The sequence below is a fragment of the Duganella sp. Dugasp78 genome, from assembly GCF_059491455.1.
The window spans coordinates 3,048,636-3,072,377 of sequence record NZ_CP168506.1; the positions used below are offsets into that span (position 1 = coordinate 3,048,636).

General features: G+C 64.4%; 22 protein-coding genes, 1 tRNA gene and 1 pseudogene. 10 read left to right on the forward strand and 14 right to left on the reverse strand.

The window, feature by feature from the left end; translation table 11 throughout:
* Positions 1-9: 9 nt before the first annotated feature.
* Positions 10-351 (forward strand): SorB family sulfite dehydrogenase c-type cytochrome subunit, encoded by a 342-nt coding sequence (sorB, locus tag ACEN9O_RS13560; RefSeq protein WP_495618051.1) that lies wholly within the window; start codon positions 10-12, stop codon positions 349-351.
* 19 nt (positions 352-370) lie between these two features.
* On the opposite strand, the gene ACEN9O_RS13565 is transcribed toward sorB, so the two are convergent.
* From ACEN9O_RS13565 to ACEN9O_RS13580, 4 genes and pseudogenes are all read right to left on the reverse strand, one after another.
* On the reverse strand, positions 371-1,306 hold the full coding sequence (locus ACEN9O_RS13565) for a purine-nucleoside phosphorylase (protein WP_495618471.1): 936 nt from the start codon (positions 1,304-1,306) through the stop codon (positions 371-373).
* Positions 1,307-1,357: 51 nt separating this feature from the next.
* Positions 1,358-2,368, reverse strand: a pseudogene (locus ACEN9O_RS13570) (purine-nucleoside phosphorylase); the annotation flags it as partial.
* A gap of 51 nt (positions 2,369-2,419) precedes the next feature.
* Positions 2,420-2,956 carry a glycosyl-4,4'-diaponeurosporenoate acyltransferase CrtO family protein gene (locus ACEN9O_RS13575; RefSeq protein ID WP_495618052.1) on the reverse strand — a complete coding sequence of 179 codons (537 nt, stop codon included), beginning with the start codon at positions 2,954-2,956 and terminating at the stop codon, positions 2,420-2,422.
* A 74-nt stretch (positions 2,957-3,030) separates the two neighbouring features.
* A tRNA-Met gene (locus tag ACEN9O_RS13580) sits at positions 3,031-3,107 on the reverse strand.
* Between the two features lie 147 nt (positions 3,108-3,254).
* Between ACEN9O_RS13580 and ACEN9O_RS13585 the strand changes: the two genes are divergently transcribed.
* The gene (locus ACEN9O_RS13585) at positions 3,255-3,659 is read left to right on the forward strand and encodes a VOC family protein (protein WP_495618053.1); all 405 of its coding nucleotides are present in this window, start codon (positions 3,255-3,257) and stop codon (positions 3,657-3,659) included.
* 94 nt (positions 3,660-3,753) lie between these two features.
* Here the strand turns inward: ACEN9O_RS13585 and miaA are convergent, their stop codons facing one another.
* The 3 genes from miaA to ACEN9O_RS13600 all read right to left on the reverse strand — a co-directional run bounded on the left by miaA (position 3,754) and on the right by ACEN9O_RS13600 (position 7,716).
* Positions 3,754-4,710, reverse strand: a complete 957-nt coding sequence (gene miaA, locus ACEN9O_RS13590; protein WP_495618054.1) for a tRNA (adenosine(37)-N6)-dimethylallyltransferase MiaA — start codon at positions 4,708-4,710, stop codon at positions 3,754-3,756.
* A 1-nt stretch (position 4,711) separates the two neighbouring features.
* Positions 4,712-6,682, reverse strand: a complete 1,971-nt coding sequence (mutL, locus tag ACEN9O_RS13595) for a DNA mismatch repair endonuclease MutL (protein WP_495618472.1) — start codon at positions 6,680-6,682, stop codon at positions 4,712-4,714.
* Positions 6,683-6,792: 110 nt separating this feature from the next.
* Positions 6,793-7,716, reverse strand: coding sequence for a peptidylprolyl isomerase (locus tag ACEN9O_RS13600; protein ID WP_495618055.1), 924 nt, complete (start codon positions 7,714-7,716; stop codon positions 6,793-6,795).
* Positions 7,717-7,853: 137 nt separating this feature from the next.
* Here ACEN9O_RS13600 and ACEN9O_RS13605 point away from each other — a divergent pair, with 137 nt between their 5' ends.
* Both ACEN9O_RS13605 and ACEN9O_RS13610 read left to right on the forward strand, forming a co-directional pair.
* Positions 7,854-8,498 (forward strand): VTT domain-containing protein, encoded by a 645-nt coding sequence (locus tag ACEN9O_RS13605; protein ID WP_495618056.1) that lies wholly within the window; start codon positions 7,854-7,856, stop codon positions 8,496-8,498.
* 105 nt (positions 8,499-8,603) lie between these two features.
* Positions 8,604-9,629: a carbonic anhydrase gene (locus ACEN9O_RS13610; RefSeq protein WP_495618057.1), complete on the forward strand. Its 1,026-nt coding sequence runs from the start codon at positions 8,604-8,606 to the stop codon at positions 9,627-9,629.
* 105 nt (positions 9,630-9,734) lie between these two features.
* Here ACEN9O_RS13610 and ACEN9O_RS13615 read toward each other — a convergent pair whose 3' ends face one another.
* The 3 genes from ACEN9O_RS13615 to tsaE are packed head-to-tail and all read right to left on the reverse strand — an operon-like array spanning position 9,735 to position 12,476.
* Positions 9,735-10,577: a D-hexose-6-phosphate mutarotase gene (locus tag ACEN9O_RS13615; protein WP_495618058.1), complete on the reverse strand. Its 843-nt coding sequence runs from the start codon at positions 10,575-10,577 to the stop codon at positions 9,735-9,737.
* Between the two features lie 16 nt (positions 10,578-10,593).
* On the reverse strand, positions 10,594-12,027 hold the full coding sequence (locus ACEN9O_RS13620; protein WP_495618059.1) for an N-acetylmuramoyl-L-alanine amidase: 1,434 nt from the start codon (positions 12,025-12,027) through the stop codon (positions 10,594-10,596).
* Positions 11,991-12,476: a tRNA (adenosine(37)-N6)-threonylcarbamoyltransferase complex ATPase subunit type 1 TsaE gene (tsaE, locus tag ACEN9O_RS13625; RefSeq protein ID WP_495618060.1), complete on the reverse strand. Its 486-nt coding sequence runs from the start codon at positions 12,474-12,476 to the stop codon at positions 11,991-11,993. The genes ACEN9O_RS13620 and tsaE overlap by 37 nt, the downstream gene beginning before the upstream one ends.
* Positions 12,477-12,533: 57 nt before the next feature.
* Between tsaE and queG the strand changes: the two genes are divergently transcribed.
* Together queG and ACEN9O_RS13635 are read left to right on the forward strand one after the other, a co-directional pair.
* The gene (queG, locus tag ACEN9O_RS13630; RefSeq protein ID WP_495618061.1) at positions 12,534-13,634 is read left to right on the forward strand and encodes a tRNA epoxyqueuosine(34) reductase QueG; all 1,101 of its coding nucleotides are present in this window, start codon (positions 12,534-12,536) and stop codon (positions 13,632-13,634) included.
* A gap of 42 nt (positions 13,635-13,676) precedes the next feature.
* Positions 13,677-15,428, forward strand: coding sequence for a DUF885 domain-containing protein (locus tag ACEN9O_RS13635; protein WP_495618062.1), 1,752 nt, complete (start codon positions 13,677-13,679; stop codon positions 15,426-15,428).
* A gap of 95 nt (positions 15,429-15,523) precedes the next feature.
* On the opposite strand, the gene ACEN9O_RS13640 is transcribed toward ACEN9O_RS13635, so the two are convergent.
* Together ACEN9O_RS13640 and ACEN9O_RS13645 are read right to left on the reverse strand one after the other, a co-directional pair.
* Entirely contained in the window at positions 15,524-16,111 is a 588-nt protein-coding gene (locus ACEN9O_RS13640) for a response regulator transcription factor (protein WP_495618063.1), read from the reverse strand.
* Positions 16,112-16,114: 3 nt separating this feature from the next.
* The gene (locus ACEN9O_RS13645) at positions 16,115-18,139 is read right to left on the reverse strand and encodes a two-component system sensor histidine kinase NtrB (RefSeq protein ID WP_495618064.1); all 2,025 of its coding nucleotides are present in this window, start codon (positions 18,137-18,139) and stop codon (positions 16,115-16,117) included.
* A 129-nt stretch (positions 18,140-18,268) separates the two neighbouring features.
* Between ACEN9O_RS13645 and ACEN9O_RS13650 the strand changes: the two genes are divergently transcribed.
* A complete protein-coding gene (locus ACEN9O_RS13650; protein WP_495618065.1) occupies positions 18,269-19,255 on the forward strand; it encodes a TRAP transporter substrate-binding protein in 987 nt (328 codons plus the stop codon).
* Between the two features lie 154 nt (positions 19,256-19,409).
* Here the strand turns inward: ACEN9O_RS13650 and ACEN9O_RS13655 are convergent, their stop codons facing one another.
* Both ACEN9O_RS13655 and ACEN9O_RS13660 read right to left on the reverse strand, forming a co-directional pair.
* Positions 19,410-20,798, reverse strand: coding sequence for a TRAP transporter large permease (locus tag ACEN9O_RS13655; RefSeq protein WP_495618066.1), 1,389 nt, complete (start codon positions 20,796-20,798; stop codon positions 19,410-19,412).
* Positions 20,795-21,442, reverse strand: coding sequence for a TRAP transporter small permease (locus ACEN9O_RS13660; RefSeq protein WP_495618067.1), 648 nt, complete (start codon positions 21,440-21,442; stop codon positions 20,795-20,797). The genes ACEN9O_RS13655 and ACEN9O_RS13660 overlap by 4 nt, the downstream gene beginning before the upstream one ends.
* Before the next feature lie 574 nt (positions 21,443-22,016).
* On the opposite strand from ACEN9O_RS13660, the gene ACEN9O_RS13665 reads away from it, so the two are divergent.
* The 3 genes from ACEN9O_RS13665 to ACEN9O_RS13675 all read left to right on the forward strand — a co-directional run bounded on the left by ACEN9O_RS13665 (position 22,017) and on the right by ACEN9O_RS13675 (position 23,673).
* Complete coding sequence (locus ACEN9O_RS13665) at positions 22,017-22,538, forward strand: methylated-DNA--[protein]-cysteine S-methyltransferase (protein ID WP_495618068.1); 522 nt, start codon at positions 22,017-22,019, stop codon at positions 22,536-22,538.
* Positions 22,514-23,419: a site-specific tyrosine recombinase XerD gene (xerD, locus tag ACEN9O_RS13670; protein WP_495618069.1), complete on the forward strand. Its 906-nt coding sequence runs from the start codon at positions 22,514-22,516 to the stop codon at positions 23,417-23,419. Before ACEN9O_RS13665 ends, xerD begins: the two co-directional genes overlap by 25 nt.
* A 71-nt stretch (positions 23,420-23,490) precedes the next feature.
* Entirely contained in the window at positions 23,491-23,673 is a 183-nt protein-coding gene (locus tag ACEN9O_RS13675; RefSeq protein ID WP_495618070.1) for a hypothetical protein, read from the forward strand.
* Positions 23,674-23,742: the final 69 nt, after the last annotated feature.

The window sequence follows — 23,742 nt, forward strand, 5'->3', positions numbered from 1 at the left end:
GAGAGCCCCATGATGATCCGTTCCCTGCTTGCCGCCGGCCTGATGATGGCCTCCTCCGCGTTCGCGCTCGACATCAACCTGCCGCCGGAGACTGCGCTGTTCAAACCCAGCACGCTGCCGGGTTATGCGCTGGTCCAGAACAACTGCATGCTGTGTCACTCGGTGCACTACATCCAGTCGCAACCGCCGGCATCGCCGCGCGCCTATTGGGAGGCCACGGTGAAGAAGATGAAGAAGCCGTTCGGCGCCACCTTCGCGGACGCCGACATTCCCGACATGGTGGACTACCTGGTCAAGACCTACGGCGCCGAACGCCCGCCTGCCGCGCTGCCGGCCGCTGCCGGCAAATGAGCGATCGCCAGCTGAAGGATCAGTGACCCGGCACCCCGCGCTTCCACCCGGCCCAGTTGCCGATGATGTTCTGGATGACCGGACGGGCGGTCAGCGCGAGGTTGGCCGCAGCGGGTGCGAAGCCGCCTTGCTGCGTATAGTTCAGTAGCGCGTCGCTGTCGCTCTGCCCCGGATGCGGGCGGTCGACGTCGGAGCCGGCGCGCAGGATCAGCACGCGCTTGAAATCCACCTTCCCGGCGGCCTGGCCGCGCCGCAGCACTTCGAGCGTCGAGTTGTCCTCCTGCTGGGCGGTGCAGTACGAGGCCTTGCCGTCGGTGAGCAGCGCGGACCAGGTCTCGGCGCGGCTGGACAGCGCGGCGCCGCCGAACCAGGTGTCGGTCGACGCCGTGTCACAGCGCAGCACAGCGGGCGGCTGGTTGGCCGGGGCCGTGCCGAAGTTGGCGCGGTAGGCGACGGCGGCGGCGGAATCGCCGAGCGCGACGTTCCTGGAGAGTTGGTAGGCGCGTGTCACCAGCTCGGGGTTGAGCTGGAAGACTTCGGTCCGGTAGTCCAGTGCGGGCTTTTGGTCCGGCGCGCTGGTGTGGATGCCGAAGTAGCCGCTCGTCCATTCCGGCGGCATTTCCCGCGCGTCGATCTCGTGCAGCAGCGAGAAGTCCACCGCGTAGTCGGCCCACGTTGTCGAACCGACGGTGCCCAGCTTGGGATTGATGCCGGCGATCCCCGCGATGATGAAATAGGTGTGGCGCAGGTCGAAGCCGCTGGCGTAGAGCAGGGCGGCGACGCTGGAGGCGGCGTTGCTGTAGCCCATGTCGGTGGTGACCTGGCAGACGTCATCGCGGTCGCAGCGCAGCGCCGGATAGCGCGCGGACAGCCCCGGCACCGGATGCTCGGTCTTCAGCCCTAGGCCGCTGATGAAGGGCGCGGCTTCGCCGGCGAACATATTGATGATCACCACCTTCGGAGCAAAGCGCGCGCGTTGCGAAGTGCCGCGCGCGGGCCGGGCCAGCGGCGCGCCGCCCCGCCAGTCCGGCCAGTGCTGGACGATGTCCTGCACCAGCGGGTGCGCCGCGCGGTACAGGTTCTGCAGCGCCAGCGGAAAGCCGCCCGCATCGGTGGTCAGCGATGCCAGCGGTGTCTGGCCCGGATGCGGACGGTCGAAGTTGGACGCGGTGCGCAGCACGGCCACCCGCTGCGGATCGAGCAGCCCGGCTTCGGCACCGCGCAGCAAGGCGGTGTAGGTCGCGTTGTCTTCCTGTGAGCTCATGCAGTAGCTGCCCTGCTGGTCGGTGAGGAGCGCGAACCAGTCCCGCGCGCGCTGCCCGAGCAGATCGCCATGGAACCAGTTATTGCTGGTCATCGAGTCGCACTGCGTCACCTGCGGCGCCTGGTTCGCGGGCGCGGACGGGTACTGGGCGCGGTAGGACTGTGCCTTGGCGGAGTCGGCCAGCGTCGCGCCGCGCGACAGCGCCAGCGCCTTGTTCAACAGGCCTTCGTTGAGCCGGTACACCTCGGTACCATAGCCCGGCGCCGGCTTGACGCCGGGCGTCTTGGCGCCGATGCCCAGATAGCCGGTCGACCAGCCGGCGGGGCGTTCGCGCGCGTCCACCTCCCAAGCCAGGTCAGAGTCCACCAGGTAGCGCGCCCACGCCGCCGTGCCGATCGTGCCCCGGGCCGGATCGACGCCGGCGACTCCGGCGACGATGAAGTAACTTTGCCTCAGGTCGAACAAGCCACTGTGCACCAGCGCCGCGACCGAGGCGGCCGCGTTGGCCTTGCCCATGTCCGTGGTCAGCTGGCAGACATCGTCGCGGTTGCAGCGCACCGCCGGATAGGACGGCGACAGGCCCGGCACCGGAATGGACTGGTCGAGCTTGAGCTTGTCGGTCCAGACCGCCGCTTCTTGCGAGAACATGCTGATCAACATAACTTTTACGGGGTGGGGAGCGGAGGCGGAGGCGGCCGGGCTGGCAAGGGCTGCGGCAAGCAGCAGGGCGGGGAGGTGATATGCAGAGGTCATTGTCATGGTCGGCGTGATCCTGTTGGGGAGTGGGCGAGAGCGCATGAATGACTATGCAAGAGGTATGCCATTGCGGTTGATCCGGCCCAGCCGCGCGCGAACGATGCGCAGGTGCAGGATGGGGTAGACGTTGACGATAAGCTGCACCATTAAAAACAGCACTGCTTCAAGATACAGGCCACGGAACAGGGTGTATGCAATGTATGGCGTAAACCAGACCGCAGCCCAGAAATGGATGGCCTCCGAAAACTCCGCACGGCGACTCAATGTGGCGATACTGCGCCGCCCGTCTGCAAGATAAACGGAACCGTTGAGATAACGAAGAGGTGTGCTCCGGACAAGCGCGCCGAAAGCGGGCACTCCGAACCAGCGATAGGCGCGGTTCTCGGGATTCACTGACCGAAGCGCCTTGGGTATTCGGACCGCAAACAAAGGTCCTGCCAAGTTGGCGAGTGCCATGAAGTAGAACATCAGCAGCAGCCCGAGCCAGGGCGAGTCAGAGCCAATGACTTTGGCGAGCATGTCGAAACAGACGGCAAACACCGCCGCCACGATTAAGACCTTGCCAAGATCGCGCCACAGCTTCATCGAACTGTCTCCCTGATGGGGAATACAGAATGAAAAAGCCGTTGAACCTTGCGGGTCAACGGCTTCCGAATTCTTGGTGGTGATAGGTGGACTTGAACCACCGACCCCAGCATTATGAATGCTGTGCTCTAACCAACTGAGCTATATCACCTGCAACGCCCAGCATTATGGGGGTTGGAGCCTAAGCTGTCAACGATGGTTCCGAAATTTTTTTGAAAATTTTGAATCGCGTCGCCAAAAGATAGTCAAATTGGTATGCTGTTTCGCTGGATGTGAGCATTTTTCTAACGGAGACAATATGGCGACCAATATCTTTGTGAACCTGCCCGTGCGCGACCTGGCGGCCTCGGTCAGGTTCTTCACGCATCTGGGTTACTCCTTCAATCAGCAGTACACCGACGAGGGCGCCACCTGCATGATCGTGGCGGAGAATATCTTCGTCATGTTGCTGGTCGAGGAGCGCTTCAAGAGCTTCACACCGAAGCCGATCTGCGATGCCCGCACCTCAACTGAAGTGCTGGTGTGCCTGCAGGTGGAATCGCGCGACCAGGTCACGTCCATGGTTGCCAAGGCCATCGAGGCCGGCGGCAGCGCCTACAAGGAGCCGCAGGATCATGGCTTCATGTACGGCCACGGTTTCCAGGACCTCGACGGCCATTTGTGGGAAATTATTTATATGGATTCGGCGCCGCCGAAAGCGTAGTCAACCCCGCAAGCTTTTTGCGAGGCGCGCGCGATACCACTTAGGGGTCGGACCCCGCGGGGTCCGACCCCGCTTGGGGGTGCGGGGTAAAACCTCAACCCAGCTTCTCGGCGATCTGCGCCAGCATCGCGCTGGCCGGATCGGCACCCAGGCAGTCGAGCACCACGCGCTCCGGCATGGAGCGCAGCCACGTCAGCTGGCGCTTGGCCAACTGGCGCGTGGCGATGATGCCGGTCTCGCGCATCGTCTTGTAGTCGATGGTGTCGTCCAGGTATTCCCACGCCTGCCTGTACCCGACGCAGCGCATCGACGGCAGGCCGGGATGCAGATCGCCACGCCGACGCAGCACTTCCACTTCGGTGATCAGGTTACCGTCAGGCGTCTCTTCCAGCATGATGTCGAAGCGGCGCGCGATGCGCTCGTGCAGCACGGCGCGGTCCGACGGCTCCAGCGCGAATGACAGCAGCTCGAACGGCAGCTCGGTCTTTTCCTTCAACGCCAGCAGCTCCGACATGGGCTTGCCGCTCAGGGCGCAGATCTCCAGCGCGCGCTGGATGCGTTGCGCATCCGCCGGTGCCAGGCGCGCGGCGGTTTCGGGATCGAGCAAGGCCAGCTTGGCGTGCATGGCCGGCCAGCCGACGCGGGCCGCTTCGTCTTCCAGTTCCGCGCGCAGTGCCGGGTCGGCACCGGGCAGGTCATCGAGGCCGTCGGCCAGTCCTTTGAAGTACAACATGGTGCCGCCCACCAGCAGCGGCAGCTTGCCGCGCGCGACGATCTCGTCGACCAGCCGCAGCGTATCGTTGCGGAACTGCGCTACCGAATACGAATCGAGCGGATCGATGATGTCGATCAGGTGATGCGGCGCGGCGGCGCGTTCTTCGCGTGTGGGCTTGGCGGTGCCGATGTCCATGCCGCGATACACCAGCGCGGAATCGACCGAGATGATCTCCGACGGAATGCGCTGCGCAATCGCCAGCGCGGACGCCGTCTTGCCCGACGCCGTAGGCCCCATGATGGCGACCGCCAGCGGTTTTGAAGCGTGAGTGCTCATCTTATTGACCGCGCAGGAACAGCTTGTCGAGCGCGCCGATTTCCACCTGCACCCAGGTCGGGCGGCCGTGGTTGCACTGGTCGGCGCGTTCGGTGATTTCCATCTGGCGCAGCAGCGCGTTCATCTCCTGCGTCGACAGGATGCGGTTGGCGCGCACCGCCGTGTGGCAGGCCAGTGTGCCGAGCAGCTCGTTCTGGCGCTCGATCAGCACCCGTGAGCCACCGAATTCGCGCACGTCGCGCAGCACGTCGCGCGCCAGCGTCTGGGCGTCGGCGTTCTTCAGCAGCACCGGCACCGAGCGCACCGCCAGCGTGGTCGGCGACAGCGCGGCGATGTCGAAGCCCAATGCCTGCAAGGTCTCCTGGTGTTCGGTGGCGGTGCCCACTTCGATCGCGTCGGCGTAGAAGGTGACGGGGATCAGCAGCGGCTGCACCTGCATCTCCTCGCCGGCGACGCGGCTGTCCAATGCTGTCTTCAGTTGTTCGTACAGGATGCGCTCGTGCGCGGCGTGCATGTCGACCAGCACCAAGCCCTTGTTGTTCTGCGCCAGGATGTAGATGCCGTGCAGCTGCGCCAGCGCGAAGCCGAGCGGGAACTCTTCCTGTGCCATCGCGGCAGGGGAGACGGTGAACGGGCTGGCCTGCGGCAGCGCCATGTCCGATTCGGCGCGGTAGCCGGTGACGGGGCCGGAGCCGCCGAACAGGGCACCGTATTTTTCCGTGCTCTGGGCGACGCCGCCTTCCGTGCCGCTGCCGAAGCGCGGCGCGCCGAAGCCTGCGCCCGCATTGCCTGCGCCGCTAGCGCCGCCGCCGTCGCGCGAGCCGAATGGCGATGGCGAGAAAGTCGGTGCGTAGTCCGGCGCCAGCAACGGCCCGAACGAAGTCTGCTCGCCGCGCCAGGTCGAGCTGCCCAGGCTTTCGGCCGCCGGCAGCGGCGACGGCACGCTGCCGTGCGCGGTGGCCGAGGTCTGCGCCAGCGCGCGCTGCACCGCATGGAACACAAACTGGTGCACCGCGCGGCTGTCGCGGAAGCGCACTTCGATCTTCGACGGGTGGACGTTGACGTCCACCAGCGCAGGATCGAGGTCGAGCGCCAGCACGTAGGAAGGGAAGCGGTCGCCGTGCAGCACGTCCTGGTAGGCCGCCTTGACGGCGTGGACCAGCACCTTGTCGCGCACGAAGCGGCCGTTCACGTAGAAGAACTGGCCGTCGGCGCGCGCCTTGGAGGCGGTCGGCAGGCCGGCGTAGCCGTGCAGGCGCAGCGGGCCGGCGCTTTCGTCGATCGGCAGGCGCGCCTCGGCAAAGCCGTCGCCGAGGATGTGGGCGCTGCGCTTGGCCATCTCGCTGACGTTCCAGTGGTCGATGGTGCGGCCGTTGTGGCTGAGCGAGAACGACACGTCCGGCCGCGCCAGCGCGATGCGGCGCACGACTTCGGCGCAGTGGCCGAATTCGGTCTGCTCGGATTTGAGGAACTTGCGGCGCGCCGGCGTGTTGAAGTACAGGTCCTGCACGTCGACCGTGGTGCCCTGGGCGCCGGACGATGGCGCCACCGTGCCGTTGTGCGAGCCGACGATTTCCCATGCGTGGGCGGCGTCGGCGGTGCGCGAGGTCAGCGTGACGGCGGCCACCGAGGCGATCGAGGCCAGTGCCTCGCCGCGGAAGCCCAGCGTGCCGACGTTTTCCAGGTCGTCCAGCGAGGCGATCTTGGAAGTGGCATGGCGCGCCAGCGCGAGCGGCATTTGTTCGGGCGGGATGCCGCGGCCGTTGTCGGTGATGGCGATGCGTTTGACGCCGCCTTCCTCCAGCCGCACGGTGATCTGGGTGGAACCGGCGTCGAGCGCGTTTTCCAGCAGCTCCTTGACCACGGCGGACGGCCGTTCGACCACCTCGCCGGCGGCGATCTGCGAAATCAGCTGGTCAGGCAGGGCCTGGATGGGTCGGGGCGTGCGGGGGGAAGTGTCGGGCGCGTTCATCATGAGATTATAACCGCCCACCAGCCGTCGTTCCCGCGAAAGCGGGAACCCATAGAACGCCGGCCAGTCAACTCAGCATGGATTCCCGCTTTCGCGGGAACGACGGCCGTTCAGTCCTTTGGATGCTCGCGCACGGGAATCGGCGCATTGCACAGCTCAACGTAATGCGGCGTGAATTTGTTCCACGGGCCGCCACGGTTGCGCGCCGCGTCGATCACGTCCTTGTAAATAGGAGCATCGCTGCGCATCACTTCCAGGTGGCTGCGTTCCGCCTCCGGCACTTCCGCCTCCAGCCGCACCGATTTGATCGGCAGGCGGGTCTCGCTGGCGCCATAGAAGCCCATCGCCTCGCCGCCGCGCGGCAGCCCCGCCAGCAGCTGCATGCCCGATACCACCCGGCCCACCACCGTGATATTGCGGTCCAGATGGCGCGGCGCGTTGCCGGTGACGGCATACAGCTCGGCGCCGTTGCCGCTGTCGGTGTCGTTGTCGCGGCCCACGCCGACCGTGCCATAGCAATGCGCCAGCCAAGTGGTCTTGGCCTTGGGATCGCGGCCGACCGGGAAGCCGTTCGAATGGCCGATCTGCGGCGCGTAGCCGTCCGCGTCCGGCTGGCGCACGAAGTGCTTGTCGTTCGCCATCGGCACCGTGAACTCGCCCGCCACCTTGGCCTTGGCCGATCCCAGCGACTTGGGCGTGGTCTCGGCGTTCGGGTCGCCCCACTGCGCCACGTAGTTATCCTGCGAGCGCAGCATGGCCAGGCCGTCGAAATACCGCTCCTTGACCATGGTCTTGATGTTGGCGATGTTCTGCGGCGCGAAATCCGGTGCCAGCTCGATCACCACGCGGCCGGTGGGCAGCTCCATGTACAAGGTGTTGTTCGGGTCCAGCGGACGCCAGTCGGACGGCTTGGATAGCTTGACGATGTCGCCGGCGCTGGGTTTGACAGGCAGGTCGGCGGCATGCGCCAAAGTGGCCAGGCTGATCGCCAGGGCGGAGAGGGGAAGGGCGCGGAACGGGTGGGTCAGGGACATCCATTATCTCCTTGGTTGGTCGCGCCTGCTTGTTGCGGGCGCTCGGGGGATTGTAAACTGGATGGCATCGGTCTGGAAACTTCCGCGACCGGGGCAAGGGTGGTGTATGATTCCGGCGCAGACTTTATGGGAAGAATATGGATTTTATGCAATTTTTTGACATGATCCTTCATGTCGACAAAACACTGGAAGTGCTGATTCAGCAATACGGAACCTTGGTCTACGCTGTGCTGTTCGCGATCATCTTCTGCGAAACCGGGCTGGTGGTGCTGTTCTTCTTCCCCGGCGATACGCTGCTCTTCATTGCCGGCGCCCTGTGCGCGCTGGGCGAGATGAATCTGTTCCTGCTGATGCTGCTGCTGATCACGGCGGCCGTCACCGGCAACACCCTTAATTACTGGATAGGCGAGGCCATCGGGCAGCGCGTGTTCACCCACGATTACCGCTGGCTCAACAAGGACGCGCTGCGCCGCACCCACGATTTCTTTGAAAAACACGGCGGCAAGACCATCGTGCTGGCGCGTTTCGTGCCGGTGGTGCGCACCTTCGCGCCGTTCGTGGCCGGTGTGTCGGACATGACCCATGTCCGTTTCCAGATGTACAACGTCACCGGCGCCACGCTGTGGGTGGCGCTGCTGACCACGGCCGGCTACTTCTTCGGCAATATCGCCATCGTGCGCGAACACCTGACCGAGATCGTGCTGTTCGGCGTCGGCGTGGCCGTGGTGCCGATGGCGCTGGGTGGCATGTGGAAGCTGTCGCGCCGCATGCTGGGCCGCTGAGCGTGATGATTTGTAAATAAAGTTCTACAGAGAGGTCCGGCCCGCTCAAGTTTTGCCCAAATGCATCCGTATACCAGTGTGTAATTCTTTTCTTCCTGGATACACATGCGACCTCTCCTCACCCTGATTGCCTGCTGCTGCGTCCTCGCGACCGCCAGCGCTGCAAACGATCCGCTGATTTCGCCATCGACGAAATCCTCGGTGGGTGGCGCTGCGGGGGCGATTGCGTCGATCCGTCCGAGCAGTCCTGGGTCTTCCAGCGCCTCCGCATCCGGCGGTTCCACGCCGCCCCGCAAGCTCTCCGAGCGCGAACGCGAGGCCGAGGCGGAGTCCGACCTGTCGGCCAAGATCGCGGCCCGCCTGGCCATCATGCGCGCCAACCAGCAGGCCCGCGCCGCCGCGGCGGCCAGGGCCAAAAAGGTCGCCGCCGCCGCGCCGGTCGTGCCCAAGGTGTACAGCAACCACTGGTCCTACGAGGGCGAGGACGGCCCGGCCAACTGGGGCAAGATCAATCCCGAGTGGGCCAAGTGCAGCACCGGCAACCGCCAGTCGCCGATCGATATCCGCGACGGCATGAAGGTCGAGCTGGAACAGATCACCTTCGACTACCATCCTTCCTCGTTCAACGTGACCGACAACGGCCATACGGTGCAGGTCATGGTCGGCGGCGGTAACTTCATCACGGTGAACAACCGGATGTATGAGCTGATCCAGTTCCACTTCCACCGGCCGTCGGAGGAGCGCATCAACGGCAAGGGTTATGAGATGGTGATGCACCTGGTGCACAAGGATGGCGAGGGCAAGCTGGCCGTGCTGGCGCTGCTGCTGGAGCGCGGCAAGCCGCAGCCGGTGATCCAGACGGTGTGGAACAACCTGCCGCTGGAGAAGCTGGAAACGCTGGCGCCGTCGACCGTGCTCGATCCGCTGGACCTGATTCCGGCGCGCCGCGACTACTTCACCTTTATGGGTTCGCTGACCACGCCGCCGTGTTCCGAGGGCGTGTTGTGGCTGGTGATGAAGGAGCCGGTGCAGGCCTCGCCGGCGCAGATGGCGCTGTTCAGCCGCCTTTATCCCTTGAATGCGCGGCCTATCCAGCCGGGTTCCGGCCGCATCGTCAAAGAGTCCAACTAATGCGCGTGCATTTACCCCGCACGGCCAGCCGGGGTCAGACCCCATGCGGGGTCTGACCCCTAAGCGGTACGGCATGCGTATCGCTCAGGCACGCGGGGTTGGCAGTTAGTCTGCCGTGATGCGATGGTTGCCGGTCCACGTGGCGCCGGCGGCCAGCTGCTGCTGATCGATGCGCGCCGGTTCGATGCAGACGAAGCGCAGGTACTCGTCATCGGCCAGGTCCACCAGCGCCTTGGCGTCGTCCTGGCCGGGATTCCACACCACCCAGTTGTCGTAGCCTTGCTGCTCCAGGCGCAGCGTGGCGTTGGCCGTGTTCAGCGTCAGCGTCGGCGTGGACTGGTAGAGGCGGTCCAGCTTCTCGGTGAAGTGCAGCGCCGGGTGCTGCTGCGTCAGCGTTTCCTGGTGATGGTCGGTGCAGCGCATGTGCTGCAGGCCGCTGATGCTGGTCGCCGCCAGCTGGCCGACGTCGTAATAGGTGTGCAGCGCGACGCCGAACGGGAACTCCTGCGCGCCGCTGTTATGCACCTTCAATTGCGCATCGAGCGAGTCGCCGTGCAGGGTGAAGCGCAGCGTCAGTTCGAAGGCGTGCGGCCAGGCTTGCGCGTGTTCGGGCGCCAGGTCGTCCTGATTCAGACTGAATTCGAGGAAGGACTGGCCGCCGTCGCCGCCGCTGCCGGTCAGGCGCCAGGTGCTGACGCGGGCGAAGCCGTGGCGCAGGCCGGGGCCGCGCACATTAAACTGCGGGAAGATCACCGGCACGCCGCCGCGTATGGCCTTGCTGCCGTCGAGCGGCGTCTGCGAACTGACGAACAGCCGCTCCTTGCCATCGCCGGTTTTCCATGACAGCAGGTGGGCGCCGAACAGCGACACCGTCGCCTGGCTGCCGTCGGCCGCTGTGATCTGTACTGCCGGCAGTGCGCCGTATTCCGTGTTGAGTACTACAGCCATGTCTCGTCCGTTTTAGTTATGTCAGCCGGTTCTTTGCCAGCGGTGGGTTCTTCGCGAAATAACGCCGTATGCCCTTGACGATGGCATCGGCCAATTGGTTCTGGTAGCCGTCGTCGAGCAGCTTGGCTTCCTCTTCCGGGTTGGAGATGAAGGCGGTCTCGATCAGGATCGACGGAATGTCCGGCGCCTTCAGCACCGCGAAGCCGGCCTGCTCGACCGAGCCTTTGTGCAGGCGGTTGATGCCGCCGATCTCGCCCAGCACCGATTTGCCCAGCCGGAGCGAATCGTTGATCTGCGCCGTGGTCGACAGGTCCAGCAGCACGCTGGCCAGCTGGCGGTCCTGGGTCTTGACGTTGACGCCGCCGATGGTGTCGGCCAGGTTTTCCTTGTCCGCCAGCCAGCGCGCCGCCGACGAGCTGGCGCCTTTTTCCGACAGCACGAACACCGACGAGCCGCGCGCGGTCGGCTGCACGAAGGCGTCCGCGTGGATGGAGACGAACAGGTCGGCCTGCACCTTGCGGGCCTTGTCGACGCGGGTGCCGAGCGGGACGAAGTAGTCGGCGTCGCGCGTGAGCATCACGCGCATGTTCGGGAATTCCTCGATCTTGTCCTTCAGACGCTTGGCGATGGCCAGCACGATGTCCTTCTCGCGGCTGCCGTTCTTGCCCGACGCGCCGGGGTCTTCGCCGCCGTGGCCTGGGTCCAGCACCACGGTCAGCATGCGTATCAGCTTGCCGTTCTTGTCGGTTTTTTCAGGGGCGTGGGCCTGCTCCGCGCGCGGCTCGGCCTTGGTGTTGGGCTTGAGCGCTTCCAGCGGCGTTTGCGGCGCGGTGGCGAGGGCGTCGGCTTCGGCCGGCTTCAGCGGCGGCATGTCGCCCTTGGGCGCGCTGCCGGTGGCGGCCGCGCTGGACGGCGGCAGTTTGCCATCGCCCGACCAGTCGCCTTTTTCGATCATCGCGGCGATCGGGTCGACCGGCTTGACCGGATACAGGTCGAAGATCAGGCGGTGCTTGTAGTTGCCGGCCGGGGCCAGCGTGAACACCTGCGGCGTGATTTCTTCCTTCAGGTCGAACACCAGGCGCACCACGTTGGGCCGGTTCTGGCCCACGCGCACCTGCTTGATGTACGGGTCGTTGGACTGGATCTTGGCGACCAGGCTTTTGAGCGTCGGGTTCAGTTCCAGGCCTTCGATGTCGACCACCATGCGCTCCGGGTCCTTGACGATGAAGTGGGTGGCCTTGAGCGCGGCGTCGTTTTCCAGCGTGACGCGGGTGTAGTCCTCCGCCGGCCAGACCCGCACCGCCAGGATTTGCGCGGCGTAGGCACGGATCGGCGCCACCACGGACAGCAGCAGCGTGGCGCCGGCCTTGAGGACGGTGCGGCGCGAAACAGGCGGGCTTTTTACGCCCTTGTTCACATGTTCGGGGCGAATTTGAGGCGTTGAAGGCATGAGTTACCCAGTGCGGTGGACGCCTGCAATTCTACATCACGGCCGTTGCCGGCCACAGTCAGAAACAGGTTGATATCGGCGGCAGGCAGCACGCGGTCGGCCTTTTCGGGCCATTCGACGATGCAGATGTTGTCGCCGTTGAAGTCTTCGCGGAAGCCGGCGTCAAGGAATTCCTCCGGGCTGCCCATGCGGTACAGGTCGAAATGGATCACGCTGACGCTGCGGCCGTCGAGCTGTATCGCATACGGTTCGGACAAGGTGTAGGTTGGACTTTTGACCGTGCCCACGTGGCCGGCGGCGTGCAGCAGGGAGCGGGTGAGGGCGGTCTTGCCGGCCCCCAGGTCGCCGTGCAGGTAGATCACCAGGCCGGGCGCCAGGGCGCGCGCCAGGGCCGTGCCCAGGGCGGCGGTGCCGGCTTCGTCATGGAGATGGGCTTGGAAGTGCTGCATCAATTAGAATGTCGTGTTGGTTGGATCGCCAGCCATTGTAACCGCCACCTGCTACCGATGTCCCTGCCAGTAACCAATTTAGCCGAACTTGCCCTCAGCATCAAGCGCTGGGGTGTGGAGCTGGGCTTCGCCGAAATCCGCATCACCGACATCGACCTCAGTCATGCCGAGGCGGGCCTGCAGGCGTGGCTGGACGCCGGCATGCACGGCGAAATGGACTATATGGCCACCCACGGCATGATGCGCGCCCGTCCTGCAGAGCTGGTGCCGGGCACGGTGCGGGTGATCAGCGCCCGCATGGACTATCTGCCGAGGGACACGGAAACGGGGGGCGACAACGACTGGCGCTTGCGGGAGGCGGCCCGGCTGGCCGATCCCGGCGCCGCCGTGATCTCGGTCTATGCGAGGGGCAGGGACTACCACAAGGTGCTGCGCGCGCGCCTGCAGCAGCTGGCCGACAAGGTGAAGGCGGAGATCGGGGAATTCGGCTACCGCGTCTTCACCGATTCGGCGCCGGTGATGGAGCTGCCGCTGGCCGAGAAGGCCGGCCTGGGATGGCGCGGCAAGCACACCTTGCTGCTGTCGCGTACCGCCGGGTCGATGTTCTTCATGGGCGAGTTCCTGGTCGACCTGCCGCTGCCGGTCGACGAGCCGACCGGCCGGCATTGCGGCCAGTGCTCGGCGTGTATCGATATCTGCCCGACCCAGGCCATCCTCGGACCGGGGCGGCTGGACGCGCGGCGTTGCGTGTCCTACCTGACGATCGAACTGAAAAGCGCGATCCCGGTGGAGATGCGGCCGCTGATCGGCAACCGCGTCTACGGTTGCGACGATTGCCAGACCGCCTGCCCGTGGAACAAGTTCGCGCAGCGCGCGGTGCTGCCGGACTTCGACGAGCGCCACGGCTTGGGCAGCGCATCGATGGTCGAACTATTCGCCTGGACCGAGGACGAATTCAACCGCAAGATGGAGGGCAGCCCGATACGCCGCATCGGCCACGAGCGCTGGCTGCGCAATATCGCGGTCGGCCTGGGCAACGCGGCGGCGGCCGGCGCCAAAGGCGATGCGGCCATCGTGGCGGCGCTGACGGCGCGCCGCGAGCACCCGTCGGAACTGGTGCGCGAGCACGTCGAATGGGCGCTGGCCTGCCACGCTTGAACTGCGCTACACTCGTGCGGTTCTTTTAAAAGGCCCACGTCCATGCATACTTCAACCAGATTCATCTCGCTGCTTGCCGGCGCGTCCTTCACGCTGGCCGCGCATGGCGTCAGCTTCGATGACTGGGCCGACAAGGTCGCCAACGCCAAGGTGCGCAACGATCCTGAACAGGCCACGCAGAAGCAGTACTTCAGCGCCAAGGAGCAGGATAGACTGGACCGCAAGCTCACGCCCAATACCATCGTCTACCGCGCCGGCGAAGTGGCCGCCGCCAAGACCGCGCTGGCGCAGCTGGCGAAGATCGACCAGCAGGCGCTGACGTCGCAGCAGCGCGCCAGCGCCGCCAGCATCGCCTGGAATTTGCGCGGCACCGTGGATGCCTGGCCCTACATGGACTACAACTTCGTGTTCAACCAGTTCGGCGGCCTGCATGTGCAGCTGGTGAACTTCCTGACGCAGACGCACCCGATCCGCAACCAGCGCGACGTGGAGAACTATCTGGTTCGCCTGAAGGCGGTGGCCGGCAAGATGGATACCGGCATCGTGCAGGCGCGCGGCGCTGCGAGGCACGGTATTGTGATGCCGACCTTCCTGACGCAATCCTCGATCGGGCAGCTGGACCGCTTCCTCGACGGCGCGCCGGAGAACAATGTCTTCGTCGCGACGCTGAAGCAGCGCATGAGCGGCTTGCAGGACGTGTCGCCGGAACAGCAGGCCAGGTTTGCGGCGGCGGCTGAAGCCATCGTCAAGCAATCGATTATCCCTGCGTTCCAGCGCGCCCGCGCGATGCTGCAGGACCAGCTGCCGCGCACCACCAACGACGCCGGCCTGTGGCGCCTGCCCCATGGCGACAAGGCCTACGCGCTGCTGCTCAAGCAGATGACCTCCACCGACTACACGCCGGAACAGATCCACAACATCGGCCTGCAGGAAGTGGCGCGCATCGAGAAGGAGATGGATGGTTTGCTGGTGTCGCTGGGCTATACCAACGGCAGCATCAAGGAGCGCATGGCGCAGCTGGAGAAGGACTCGCAGCCGAAGGATGCCGATCCGCGCCCGGCGCTGCTGGTCCGCTACGACGGCGTGCTGCGCGATGCGGAAGCGCGCGCGAAGGAGCTGTTCGACGTCACGCCGAAAGCGCCGGTGGTGGTCAAGCGCGAGCCGCCGTTCACCGAGAAGACCGCGGCGGCGCACTACACCGGACCGGCCAAGGACGGCACGCGGCCGGGTATCTTCTGGGCGCCGATGCCGGGGCCTGAGTTCCGCATTGTCGGCATCCGCACGCTGGTGTATCACGAGGGCGTGCCGGGCCACCACTTCCAGGTCGCGCTACAGCAGGAGAACGACAAGCTGCCGCGCTACCGGCGCGACCGCGTGTTCGCGGTGGGTTCGGCGTACGGCGAAGGCTGGGCGCTGTATGCGGAGCAGCTGGCGGCGGAGAACAATTGGTACGACGGCGACGTAGTCGGCCATCTGGGTCAGCTGGACGCGGAACTGTTCCGTGCACGCCGGCTGGTGGTGGACACGGGCCTGCATGCGATGAAGTGGACGCGCCAGCAGGGCATAGACTACGGCATCCCTGCTGCGGAGGTGGAGCGCTACGTGGCGATGCCGGGGCAGGCTTGCGCCTACAAGATCGGCATGATGCGCATCCTCGACCTGCGCGCCAAGGCGCAAAAAGCGCTGGGCGACAAGTTCTCGATCAAGGCCTTCCACAACGTGGTGCTAGAAACCGGCAACGTGCCGCTGCCGGTGCTGGAGCAGGTAGTGGACGAGTGGATCGCCGCGCAATAAACAGCTGGGGTCAAGTCTGACATTCGGACACGAGCTCTACCGTAAAAGCCTTCTACGGTAGAGCTCGTGTCCGAATGTCAGACTTGACCCCGGTTTTATTTTAGCAAGCCAGCGAGCTCGACGGCGGTTTTGACCTGCATCTTGTCGAAGATGTGGGCGCGGTGGACTTCGACGGTGCGCATGCTGATGCCCAGCTGGTCCGCCACCACCTTGTTCATCTTCCCCGCCAAAATAAGGTCCAGCACTTCGCGCTCGCGTGCCGACAGCGTGGCCAGGCGCGCGTGCACCGCCGCCATCGCGCCGGCCTGGCGCGAGTTGGCCAGCGCTTCCTGCACGCGGTCCATCAGCTGGTTGTCGTTGAAGGGCTTCTCGAAAAAGTCGAAGGCGCCGCGCTTGAGCGCGTCCACCGCCATCGGCACGTCGCCGTGACCGGTCAGGAAGATCACCGGCATGCGCTGCGTCAGGCCGCGCGTGGATAGCTGATCGAATGCGGCCACGCCGTTCATGTCCGGCATGCGCACGTCGAGCAGCACGCAGTCGCCGTCGGCGTCGAACTGGCCGGCCTCGGTGTGCGTCAGCAGCTTCAGCGCCGAGTCGTACGCGCGCGTGGGGATGCCGCGCGACGTGGCCAGCCAGGTGAGGGAGTCGCGCACGACCGCTTCATCATCGACGATATGCAGCATTCTTCAAGTCTCCTGTTCTGCTGTCGCCAGTACCGCCGGCAGCACGAAGGTAAATATGGTTCCGCCTTGCGGATTGGCGCTGTGGGTCAGCGAGCCGCCGTGGAATTCTATCGCGGTGCGGCAGATGTTGAGCCCCATGCCCATGCCTTCCGCCTTGGTCGAGAAGAACGGCGAGAACAAGCGCTGCGCCACGTCCTCCGGTATGCCGTGCCCCTGGTCGATCACCGCCACGCTGACCTGCGCGCTGGTCGCATCATACGCCGCCACCACGTTGAGCATGCGTCGCTGCGGCGGTATGTGCGCCATCGCTTCGATGGCGTTGCGGGTCAGGTTGAGCAGCACCTGCTCGATCATCACGCGGTCGGCGCGCACCGGCGGCAGGTCGGCCGGGATGCTGGCGTTGAAGGACACGTAGGCCTGGCGCGCCTGCAGCTCGATCAGCGCGCTGATGCCGTCCAATAGCGAGGCGATGCCGATCTCCTGCCGCTGCGGTTCGCTCTTCTTGACGAATTCGTGCACGCTGCGGATGATCTGGCCGGCCCGCTGCGCCTGCGCGCTGGCCTGTTCCAGCGCCGGCTTGAGGATGCCGCAATCGACCGCCGCGCCGCTGCTGTCGGCGCGTGCCAGCACATTGAGCGCGCCGGTGGTGTAGCTGGAGATGGCGGCCAGCGGCTGGTTCAGCTCATGCGCCAGCATCGACGAGATCTCGCCCATCGTCGCCAGGCGCGCGCTGGCCTGCAGCTTTTCGTGCTGCTGGCGGTTCAGCTCCTCGATGCGCTTGCGGTCCGAGATGTCGAGGATCGATCCCATCCAGCCGGTCTGGTTGCCGTCCTTGTCGACCAGCGGCGCTTCGAAGATCAGCACCGGCACGCGCTCGCCGTCGGGCCGCTGGAAGATGGTTTCGAACTGCGGCGTGACCTTGCCCGCCAGGACCGAGGCGAAACGGGTCTGGTATTCGGACATCGCTTCCGGCGCCCAGTAGGGCATGGGCGGCAGCATGCCGACCAGCTCCTCGGCCGGGTAGCCGACGATCTGGCAGAACGCCGGGTTGACGTAGGTGATGCGGCCTTCCAGGTCGCGCGCGCGCAGGCCGGTGACCAGCGAGTTTTCCATCGCGGTGCGGAACGACATCTGCTGGCGCAGCGCGCCTTCGGCCTCCAGCCGCCGCGAGATGTGGCCCCACAACGCCAGCAGGCTCCATAACAATCCCAGCGACAGCAGGATCACCGAGCCGACCAGCAGGTTGGGCAGCAGCTGCGGTTCGCTCTTGACGCTGTCCGTCACCAGCGTGACCGTGGCGCCGGGCAGGTCCAGCGCGCGCTTGTGGGTGTAGACGCCGTGGCCAGGGCCGGCGGCGGCGCGGCGCGCCAGCACCTTGTCGTCGCGGTCGATCAGCGAGACCTGGTTGTCCTGCGCGAACCACCACGGCACCATCTCTTCCAGCAGCGCGCTGGTTTGGTAGGTGGCCACCAGGTCGCCGATGTATTCGTCGCCGCGGAACAGCGGCACATGGTAGTCCATCAGCACCGCGGCGGGAGCGGCCGACAGATTGGGCGTTTGCGCTTCCGGTTGGGTGTATGTGGCGTGGCGGGTCTTGCGGGCCAGCTCCATGGTCGCCTTGGAAGCTTCCGACAGTTCGACCCGCGTCGCTTGCGGATCGCTGCTGGCGGCCAGCGTGCCGTCCGGCCGCAGCCAGATCACGCGCAGCAGCTCGTGGCCGTTCTTCAGCAGACGCGCCAGGCGATCGTGCACCTGCTCCGGCCGCAGCCGGCCGGCGCTGATCTCGGCGCCCAGGCCGCGCAGGCTTTCCTCGTCGCGGCCCAGCTGGAAGCGGATGGTTTGCTCGACCCACAAGGTGTCGGCGATCAGCTGTTCCTGGCGCTCGTTGCTTTCCATCTGGCGCGCCTGCCATGGCAGCCAGATCAAGATCGCCAGAAAGAACAGCACCAGCAGGATGGGCAGCAGCCAGCGCAGCGATGAGCTGTAATGGGCGCGGCGCGGCGGGATCTGGACTGGTGTGGCTGTCATGGACGCTCAGGGTAAGGCCTTGGAGTGGCGGCGCCATTGTGGTTTTCCACAGTTGATACCCTTGCCACTATTGGTAAGAATCGGTCAAACTAGAACAATAGCGTATTTTAATTCCCTTCTGGAGACTTCATGAAATTGAAAGCTGTTCTACTGGCCCTGAGCGTTGCTCTGAGCTGTAACGCCTATGCTCAGGCACCTATCGTCATCAAATTCAGCCACGTGGTCGCCACCGATACTCCGAAGGGTCAGGCCGCGGAGCGTTTCAAGCAGTTGGCCGAGAAGGCGACCAACGGCCGCGTCAAGGTCGAAGTCTATCCAAATAGTCAGCTGTACAAGGACAAGGAAGAACTGGAAGCGCTGCAGCTGGGCGCCGTGCAGATGCTGGCGCCGTCGCTGGCCAAATTCGGCCCGCTGGGCGTGAAGGAGTTCGAGGCGTTCGACCTGCCGTATATCTTCCCGTCGAAGACTGCGCTGTATAACGTCACCGAAGGCGAAATCGGCAAGGGCCTGATGAAGAAGTTGGAACCGAAGGGGATCACCGGCCTGGCGTTCTGGGACAATGGCTTCAAGCTCATGTCGGCCAACAAGCCGCTGCATAGCGTGGCCGATTTCAAAGGACTGAAGATGCGTATCCAGTCGTCCAAGGTGCTGGACGCGCAGATGCGCGCGCTGGGTGCGAACCCGCAGGTGCTGGCCTTCTCCGAGGTGTACCAGGCGCTGCAGACCGGCGTGGTCGACGGCACCGAGAATCCGCCGTCGAATATGTATACCCAGAAGATGCACGAGGTGCAGAAGTATGTGACCGTGTCGAATCACGGTTACCTGGGTTATGCGGTCATCGTCAACAAGAAGTTCTGGGATGGCCTGCCGGCCGACATCCGCACCGCGCTGGAAAGGGCGATGAAGGAGGCGACCACGTTTGAAAAAGCCATCTCCCAGCGCGACAACGACCAGGCGCTGGAGGCTATCAGGAAGGCCGGCAAGACCGATATCTACACGCTCAGCGTGAAGGAGCAGGCCGAGTGGCGCAAGGCGCTGCTGCCGGTGCAGAAGGATATGGAGGGCCGTATCGGCAAGGACCTGATCTCGGCGATCAACAAGGAAGCAGCTAAATAATTTAGCTCGTTTTAAACGAAAAAAAGCCCCGTGTGCGCCAAGACCACACGGGGCTTTTTTGTGCTGATTGAGCTCTGGCGTTACCCCGCAGGGCCAGGCAGGGACGGACCCCGTACGGGGTCCGTCCCTTGCATGCCGCCGTGCGGGGCTGGTGTTACATCAGGCCCATCGCTTTCGGCAGCCACAGCGACAGTCCCGGCCAGTAGGTGACGATCACCAGGAACACCAACATCGTCAACAGCCACGGCATCACGGCCACGGTCAGTTCGGAGATGCTCATCTTCGAGATGCCGCTGGCCACGTACAGGTTCAGGCCGACCGGCGGGTGGCACAGGCCCACTTCCATGTTGGCGTCGATCATGATGCCGAAGTGGACGGCGTCGATGCCCAGGCGGATCGCGGCCGGGTGCAGGATCGGCGCCATCACCAGGATGATGGACGACGGCTCCATCACGTTACCGGCCAACAGCAGCAGGATGTTGGTGAAGAACAGGAAGCCGGCCTGGCCCAGGTCCTTGGCCAGGATCCAGTCCGCCATCGCCTGCGGGATGTTCTCGTGCGCCATCAGGAAGGAGAACAGCACGGCGTTGGTGATGATGTACAACAGCATCGCGCTCAGGCTGGCCGACTTCTTCAGCACTTCCGGCGTCTTCTTCAGCGGCATGTCCTTGTAGACGAACACCGAAATGATGAAGGAATACACCGCGCTCATCGCCGCCGCCTCGGTCGGCGTGAAGATGCCCTTGGTGATGCCGCCGATGATGATCACCACCAGCATCAAGCCCCACACGCTGTCCTTGAACGCCTTGAGGCGCTCGCCCCAGGTGGCTTTGCGCATGCGCGGATAGCCGTTCTTTTTGGCCAGCACCCAGGTGGTGGTGCACAGCATCACCGTCAGCAGGATGCCGGGGAACAGGCCGGCCAGGAACAGCGCGCCGATCGAGGTGTTGGTTGAAATGGCGTAGATCACTTTCGGGATCGACGGCAGCATCAGAATGCCCAGCGAACCGGCTGTGATGATGACGCCGGCGCCGAAGCGCTTCGGATAGCCCTGCTTGACCATGGCCGGCAGGATGATGGAGCCGATCGCCACCACCGTCGCCACCGACGAGCCGCACACCAGCGCGAACATGGCGCACGCGATGATGCCGGCCAGCGCCAGGCCGCCGTGCCAGTGGCCGATCAGGCTGGTGGCGAACTTGATCATGCGCTTGGCTACGCCGCCGTGGGTCAGGAAGTTACCGGCCAGGATGAACAGCGGGATGGCCATGATCTCGAACTTCTCGATGCCGCTGAACAGCTTGAGCGCCACCGCCTCGACCGGCACGTGGGTCAGCAGGTACATGAACATCAGCACCGTCAGGCCGAGCGCGATGGAGACCGGGATGCCGGTCAACATCAGCGCCAGCAGCAGCGCGAACACGATGCCGACCTTGCCGCCGATGACGCACACCGACAGCAGGATGGCGGCGATGCCGATCAGCCAGGCTGCCGCGCGCTTCCTGGACATCACCTTGACCGAGGTGAGTGCGGCGCCGCTCATTTGGCACCTCCGTGGGCCGGCTGGGTGACGGCAAACATGTCGTCGTCTTTGGCGTCGTCCAGGCCCTCGACCTGGGTTTCGTCCTGGTGCGGCATCTCGCCGGTGCGCCAGTAGACCAGCGACACCTGGATGAAGCGGAAGCACATCAGGTAGGAGCCCATCGGCACCACCGAATAGATGAACCAGGTCGGCCACTCCAGGTCGGGCGTGGTCGGGCCTTCGGTCAGGGCGCTGACATCCAGGCCCAGCTTGTTGAACAGCGCGTAGTGCATGCCGTTCTCCCACACGAAGGTCAGGCCCAGCGTGCCGATGATGCCGGTAAACAGCATGCCGCAGGCCAGCGCGACGTAGGTGGCGCGGCGGCGCCAGGCGTCCGGCAGGCGGCTGACCAGCACGTCGACGCCGACGTGGACGCCCATGCGCACGCCGTAGGCGGCACCGAACTTGGCCATCCACACGAACATGATGATGGCCAGTTCCTGGGCCCACTCGAAGTGCAGCGAGAGCAAATAGTCCTGGACGCCGGGGATGGGCAGGCCGGTGCCGTAACGGTGCAGCACGGACAGGAAAATGATCAGGGTGGCGCCTGCCATCAGGAAGGTGATGATCCACTCCTCCAGATGGTCCAGTAGTTTTGCGAACATGATTTGTCTCTTATTTTATTGATGCCGGGAAATCCGGCATTTTCGCCTAAATTATAATTTTGTTGGGCTCAAAGCAATGAGGGGTACTACTAGGTCTTTTGGCAAAAACAAGCCCAATACCACAACTTTCTTGATGTGCGCCAGATTTGTTTCATGTTTAAAGCGAGGCCGTCCCGGGACCGAAAAAAAAGGAGAAAAAGCGAAATAGATACGTTATGATTGCGTCGCTCTCAGGGATAACTGCATATCAATATGCGATCCGGTAGCAAGAATTGTAGGTGGGGAGTGTGTAGAGAAACGGTACTGAATACCGGCAATAGATCGAGGAGACCACGTTTTACAGAATGTCGTTGTTATAGTCGCTGCAGGCCGCCACAAGCGCGCTACGGGGACAGGCAAACGACCGGGAACGTGAAGCAGGATTTGGAAACGCACCGCAAGGTGCGTTTTTTTTCGCCTGTCGCCAGCAGCGCGGATTTACAATGCAACGGTGTGGTTTTTTTAATGTAGTTTGAATGCAACAAAATGGTGCATTACGACAACTTTGGCCGGCTTTTTTGGTGCGTAGAGTGTGATGAAAATACAACAGCAGCATGAATTGTTTTCCGCCGTCCTGGATTTACCGCTTGGAAAGCTAGGCGTGCGCACGGCAAGTGGTCTGATAACTGAACTGTGTTACCTGCCGCCCCATTTTGATGCAAAGGCGCCGCAGGACGCCATCGCGGAACGGGCGGCCGCGCAGCTGGAGCAGTATTGCCGGGACGCCGATTTCGTCTTCGACCTGCCGCTCAAGCGCGCCGGCACCGAGTTCCAGCACAAGGTCTGGGACGCCATCCGCGCTATCCCGCGCGGCAGCGTGCGCACCTACGGCGAGCTGGCCAGGCACATCGGCTCGGCGCCGCGCGCGGTGGGCCAGGCGTGCGGCGCCAACTGGTTCCCGGTGGTGGTGCCTTGTCACCGCGTCACCTCTGCCAGCGGCCTGGGTGGCTTCGCCAACAGCGACGACCCCAATGGCTACCTGCTGGGCATCAAGCGCTGGCTGCTGGCGCATGAAGGATCGAGCGAATACGCATGGCAACAGACAACGCTGCTCTGATCGACGAGTTCTGCGACAGCCTGTGGCTGGAGGACGGCCTGTCGAAGAACACGCTGGAAGCCTACCGGCGCGACATGCGCCTGTTCGCCACCTGGCTGGAGAAGAAGCGGCCGCAGGTGGCGGGGCTGGCGGCGGCCGCCGCGCACGACATCGAGGGCTATATCGCCGCCCGCCACCAGGACAGCGGCAAGGCCACCTCGTCGAACCGGCGGCTGTCGGTGATACGGCGCTTCTACCAGATGCTGCTGCGCCAGCGCCGCATCGCCGACGACCCGACGCTGAAATTGGTATCTGCCAAGCAGCCGGCGCGCTTCGTCCACACCTTGAGCGAAATTCAAGTGGAGGCCCTGCTGGCGGCGCCCGACGTCGCCACGCCGCTGGGCCTGCGCGAGCGCACCATGCTGGAGCTGATGTACGCCAGCGGCCTGCGGGTGTCCGAGCTGGTCACGCTCAAGCTGCTGGAACTGAGCCTGAACGACGGCGTGCTGCGCATCACCGGCAAGGGCGCCAAGACGCGGCTGGTGCCGTTCGGGCAGCAGGCGCGGGTGTGGATCGAGCGCTACGTCAAGGAAGCGCGCGGCGTCATCCTCAACGGCCAGGTCGACGACGCGCTGTTCGTCACCGGGCGCGGCGGGCCGATGACGCGGCAGATGTTCTGGATCTTGATTAAAAAACATGCTTTAAAGGCCGGCATCACGGCGCCGCTGTCGCCGCACACCTTGCGCCACGCCTTCGCCACCCACCTGCTGAACCACGGCGCCGACCTGCGGGTGGTACAGTTACTGCTGGGCCATTCGGATATCTCGACGACGCAAATCTACACCCACGTCGCGCGCGAACGCCTGAAGCATTTGCATGCGCAGCATCATCCCCGCGGCTGAAAAACTTGCGCCGGCCGTAACTGCGTCATAATGTGGGCAGGTAATCGAACCGTATAAAGAAGAGGTGGCAAATGGCAAAGACGAATTTCGCGTATGAAAAGCGCCAGCGTGAGCTGGAGAAGAAGAAAAAAGCGGATGAAAAAGCCCGGCGCAAGGCCGAGCTGAAGAACAACCCAGGCCTGGCCCAGGAAGGCGAGCTTGACGAGGCCGATGGCGGCGATGCCGCCGACGGCGACGCGGCAGCCGCCGAGTAATTACAGATCATCGGGGGTCAAGTCTGACATTCGGACACGGGCTCTACCGTAGCGCACGCTACGGTAGAG

What these genes read in the sequence shown, in the direction of transcription:
- ACEN9O_RS13665 (WP_495618068.1), top strand. Translation starts at nt 22,017, where the DNA reads ATGAAAATACAACAGCAGCATGAATTGTTTTCCGCCGTCCTGGATTTA.
- xerD (WP_495618069.1), top strand. Translation starts at nt 22,514, where the DNA reads ATGGCAACAGACAACGCTGCTCTGATCGACGAGTTCTGCGACAGCCTG.
- ACEN9O_RS13585 (WP_495618053.1), top strand. Translation starts at nt 3,255, where the DNA reads ATGGCGACCAATATCTTTGTGAACCTGCCCGTGCGCGACCTGGCGGCC.
- ACEN9O_RS13655 (WP_495618066.1), bottom strand. Translation starts at nt 20,798, where the DNA reads ATGAGCGGCGCCGCACTCACCTCGGTCAAGGTGATGTCCAGGAAGCGC.
- ACEN9O_RS13660 (WP_495618067.1), bottom strand. Translation starts at nt 21,442, where the DNA reads ATGTTCGCAAAACTACTGGACCATCTGGAGGAGTGGATCATCACCTTC.
- ACEN9O_RS13675 (WP_495618070.1), top strand. Translation starts at nt 23,491, where the DNA reads ATGGCAAAGACGAATTTCGCGTATGAAAAGCGCCAGCGTGAGCTGGAG.
- ACEN9O_RS13645 (WP_495618064.1), bottom strand. Translation starts at nt 18,139, where the DNA reads ATGACAGCCACACCAGTCCAGATCCCGCCGCGCCGCGCCCATTACAGC.
- ACEN9O_RS13575 (WP_495618052.1), bottom strand. Translation starts at nt 2,956, where the DNA reads ATGAAGCTGTGGCGCGATCTTGGCAAGGTCTTAATCGTGGCGGCGGTG.
- ACEN9O_RS13615 (WP_495618058.1), bottom strand. Translation starts at nt 10,577, where the DNA reads ATGGCTGTAGTACTCAACACGGAATACGGCGCACTGCCGGCAGTACAG.
- ACEN9O_RS13640 (WP_495618063.1), bottom strand. Translation starts at nt 16,111, where the DNA reads ATGCTGCATATCGTCGATGATGAAGCGGTCGTGCGCGACTCCCTCACC.
- ACEN9O_RS13635 (WP_495618062.1), top strand. Translation starts at nt 13,677, where the DNA reads ATGCATACTTCAACCAGATTCATCTCGCTGCTTGCCGGCGCGTCCTTC.
- mutL (WP_495618472.1), bottom strand. Translation starts at nt 6,682, where the DNA reads ATGAACGCGCCCGACACTTCCCCCCGCACGCCCCGACCCATCCAGGCC.
- ACEN9O_RS13620 (WP_495618059.1), bottom strand. Translation starts at nt 12,027, where the DNA reads ATGCCTTCAACGCCTCAAATTCGCCCCGAACATGTGAACAAGGGCGTA.
- sorB (WP_495618051.1), top strand. Translation starts at nt 10, where the DNA reads ATGATGATCCGTTCCCTGCTTGCCGCCGGCCTGATGATGGCCTCCTCC.
- miaA (WP_495618054.1), bottom strand. Translation starts at nt 4,710, where the DNA reads ATGAGCACTCACGCTTCAAAACCGCTGGCGGTCGCCATCATGGGGCCT.
- ACEN9O_RS13650 (WP_495618065.1), top strand. Translation starts at nt 18,269, where the DNA reads ATGAAATTGAAAGCTGTTCTACTGGCCCTGAGCGTTGCTCTGAGCTGT.
- queG (WP_495618061.1), top strand. Translation starts at nt 12,534, where the DNA reads ATGTCCCTGCCAGTAACCAATTTAGCCGAACTTGCCCTCAGCATCAAG.
- ACEN9O_RS13605 (WP_495618056.1), top strand. Translation starts at nt 7,854, where the DNA reads ATGGATTTTATGCAATTTTTTGACATGATCCTTCATGTCGACAAAACA.
- ACEN9O_RS13610 (WP_495618057.1), top strand. Translation starts at nt 8,604, where the DNA reads ATGCGACCTCTCCTCACCCTGATTGCCTGCTGCTGCGTCCTCGCGACC.
- ACEN9O_RS13600 (WP_495618055.1), bottom strand. Translation starts at nt 7,716, where the DNA reads ATGTCCCTGACCCACCCGTTCCGCGCCCTTCCCCTCTCCGCCCTGGCG.
- tsaE (WP_495618060.1), bottom strand. Translation starts at nt 12,476, where the DNA reads ATGCAGCACTTCCAAGCCCATCTCCATGACGAAGCCGGCACCGCCGCC.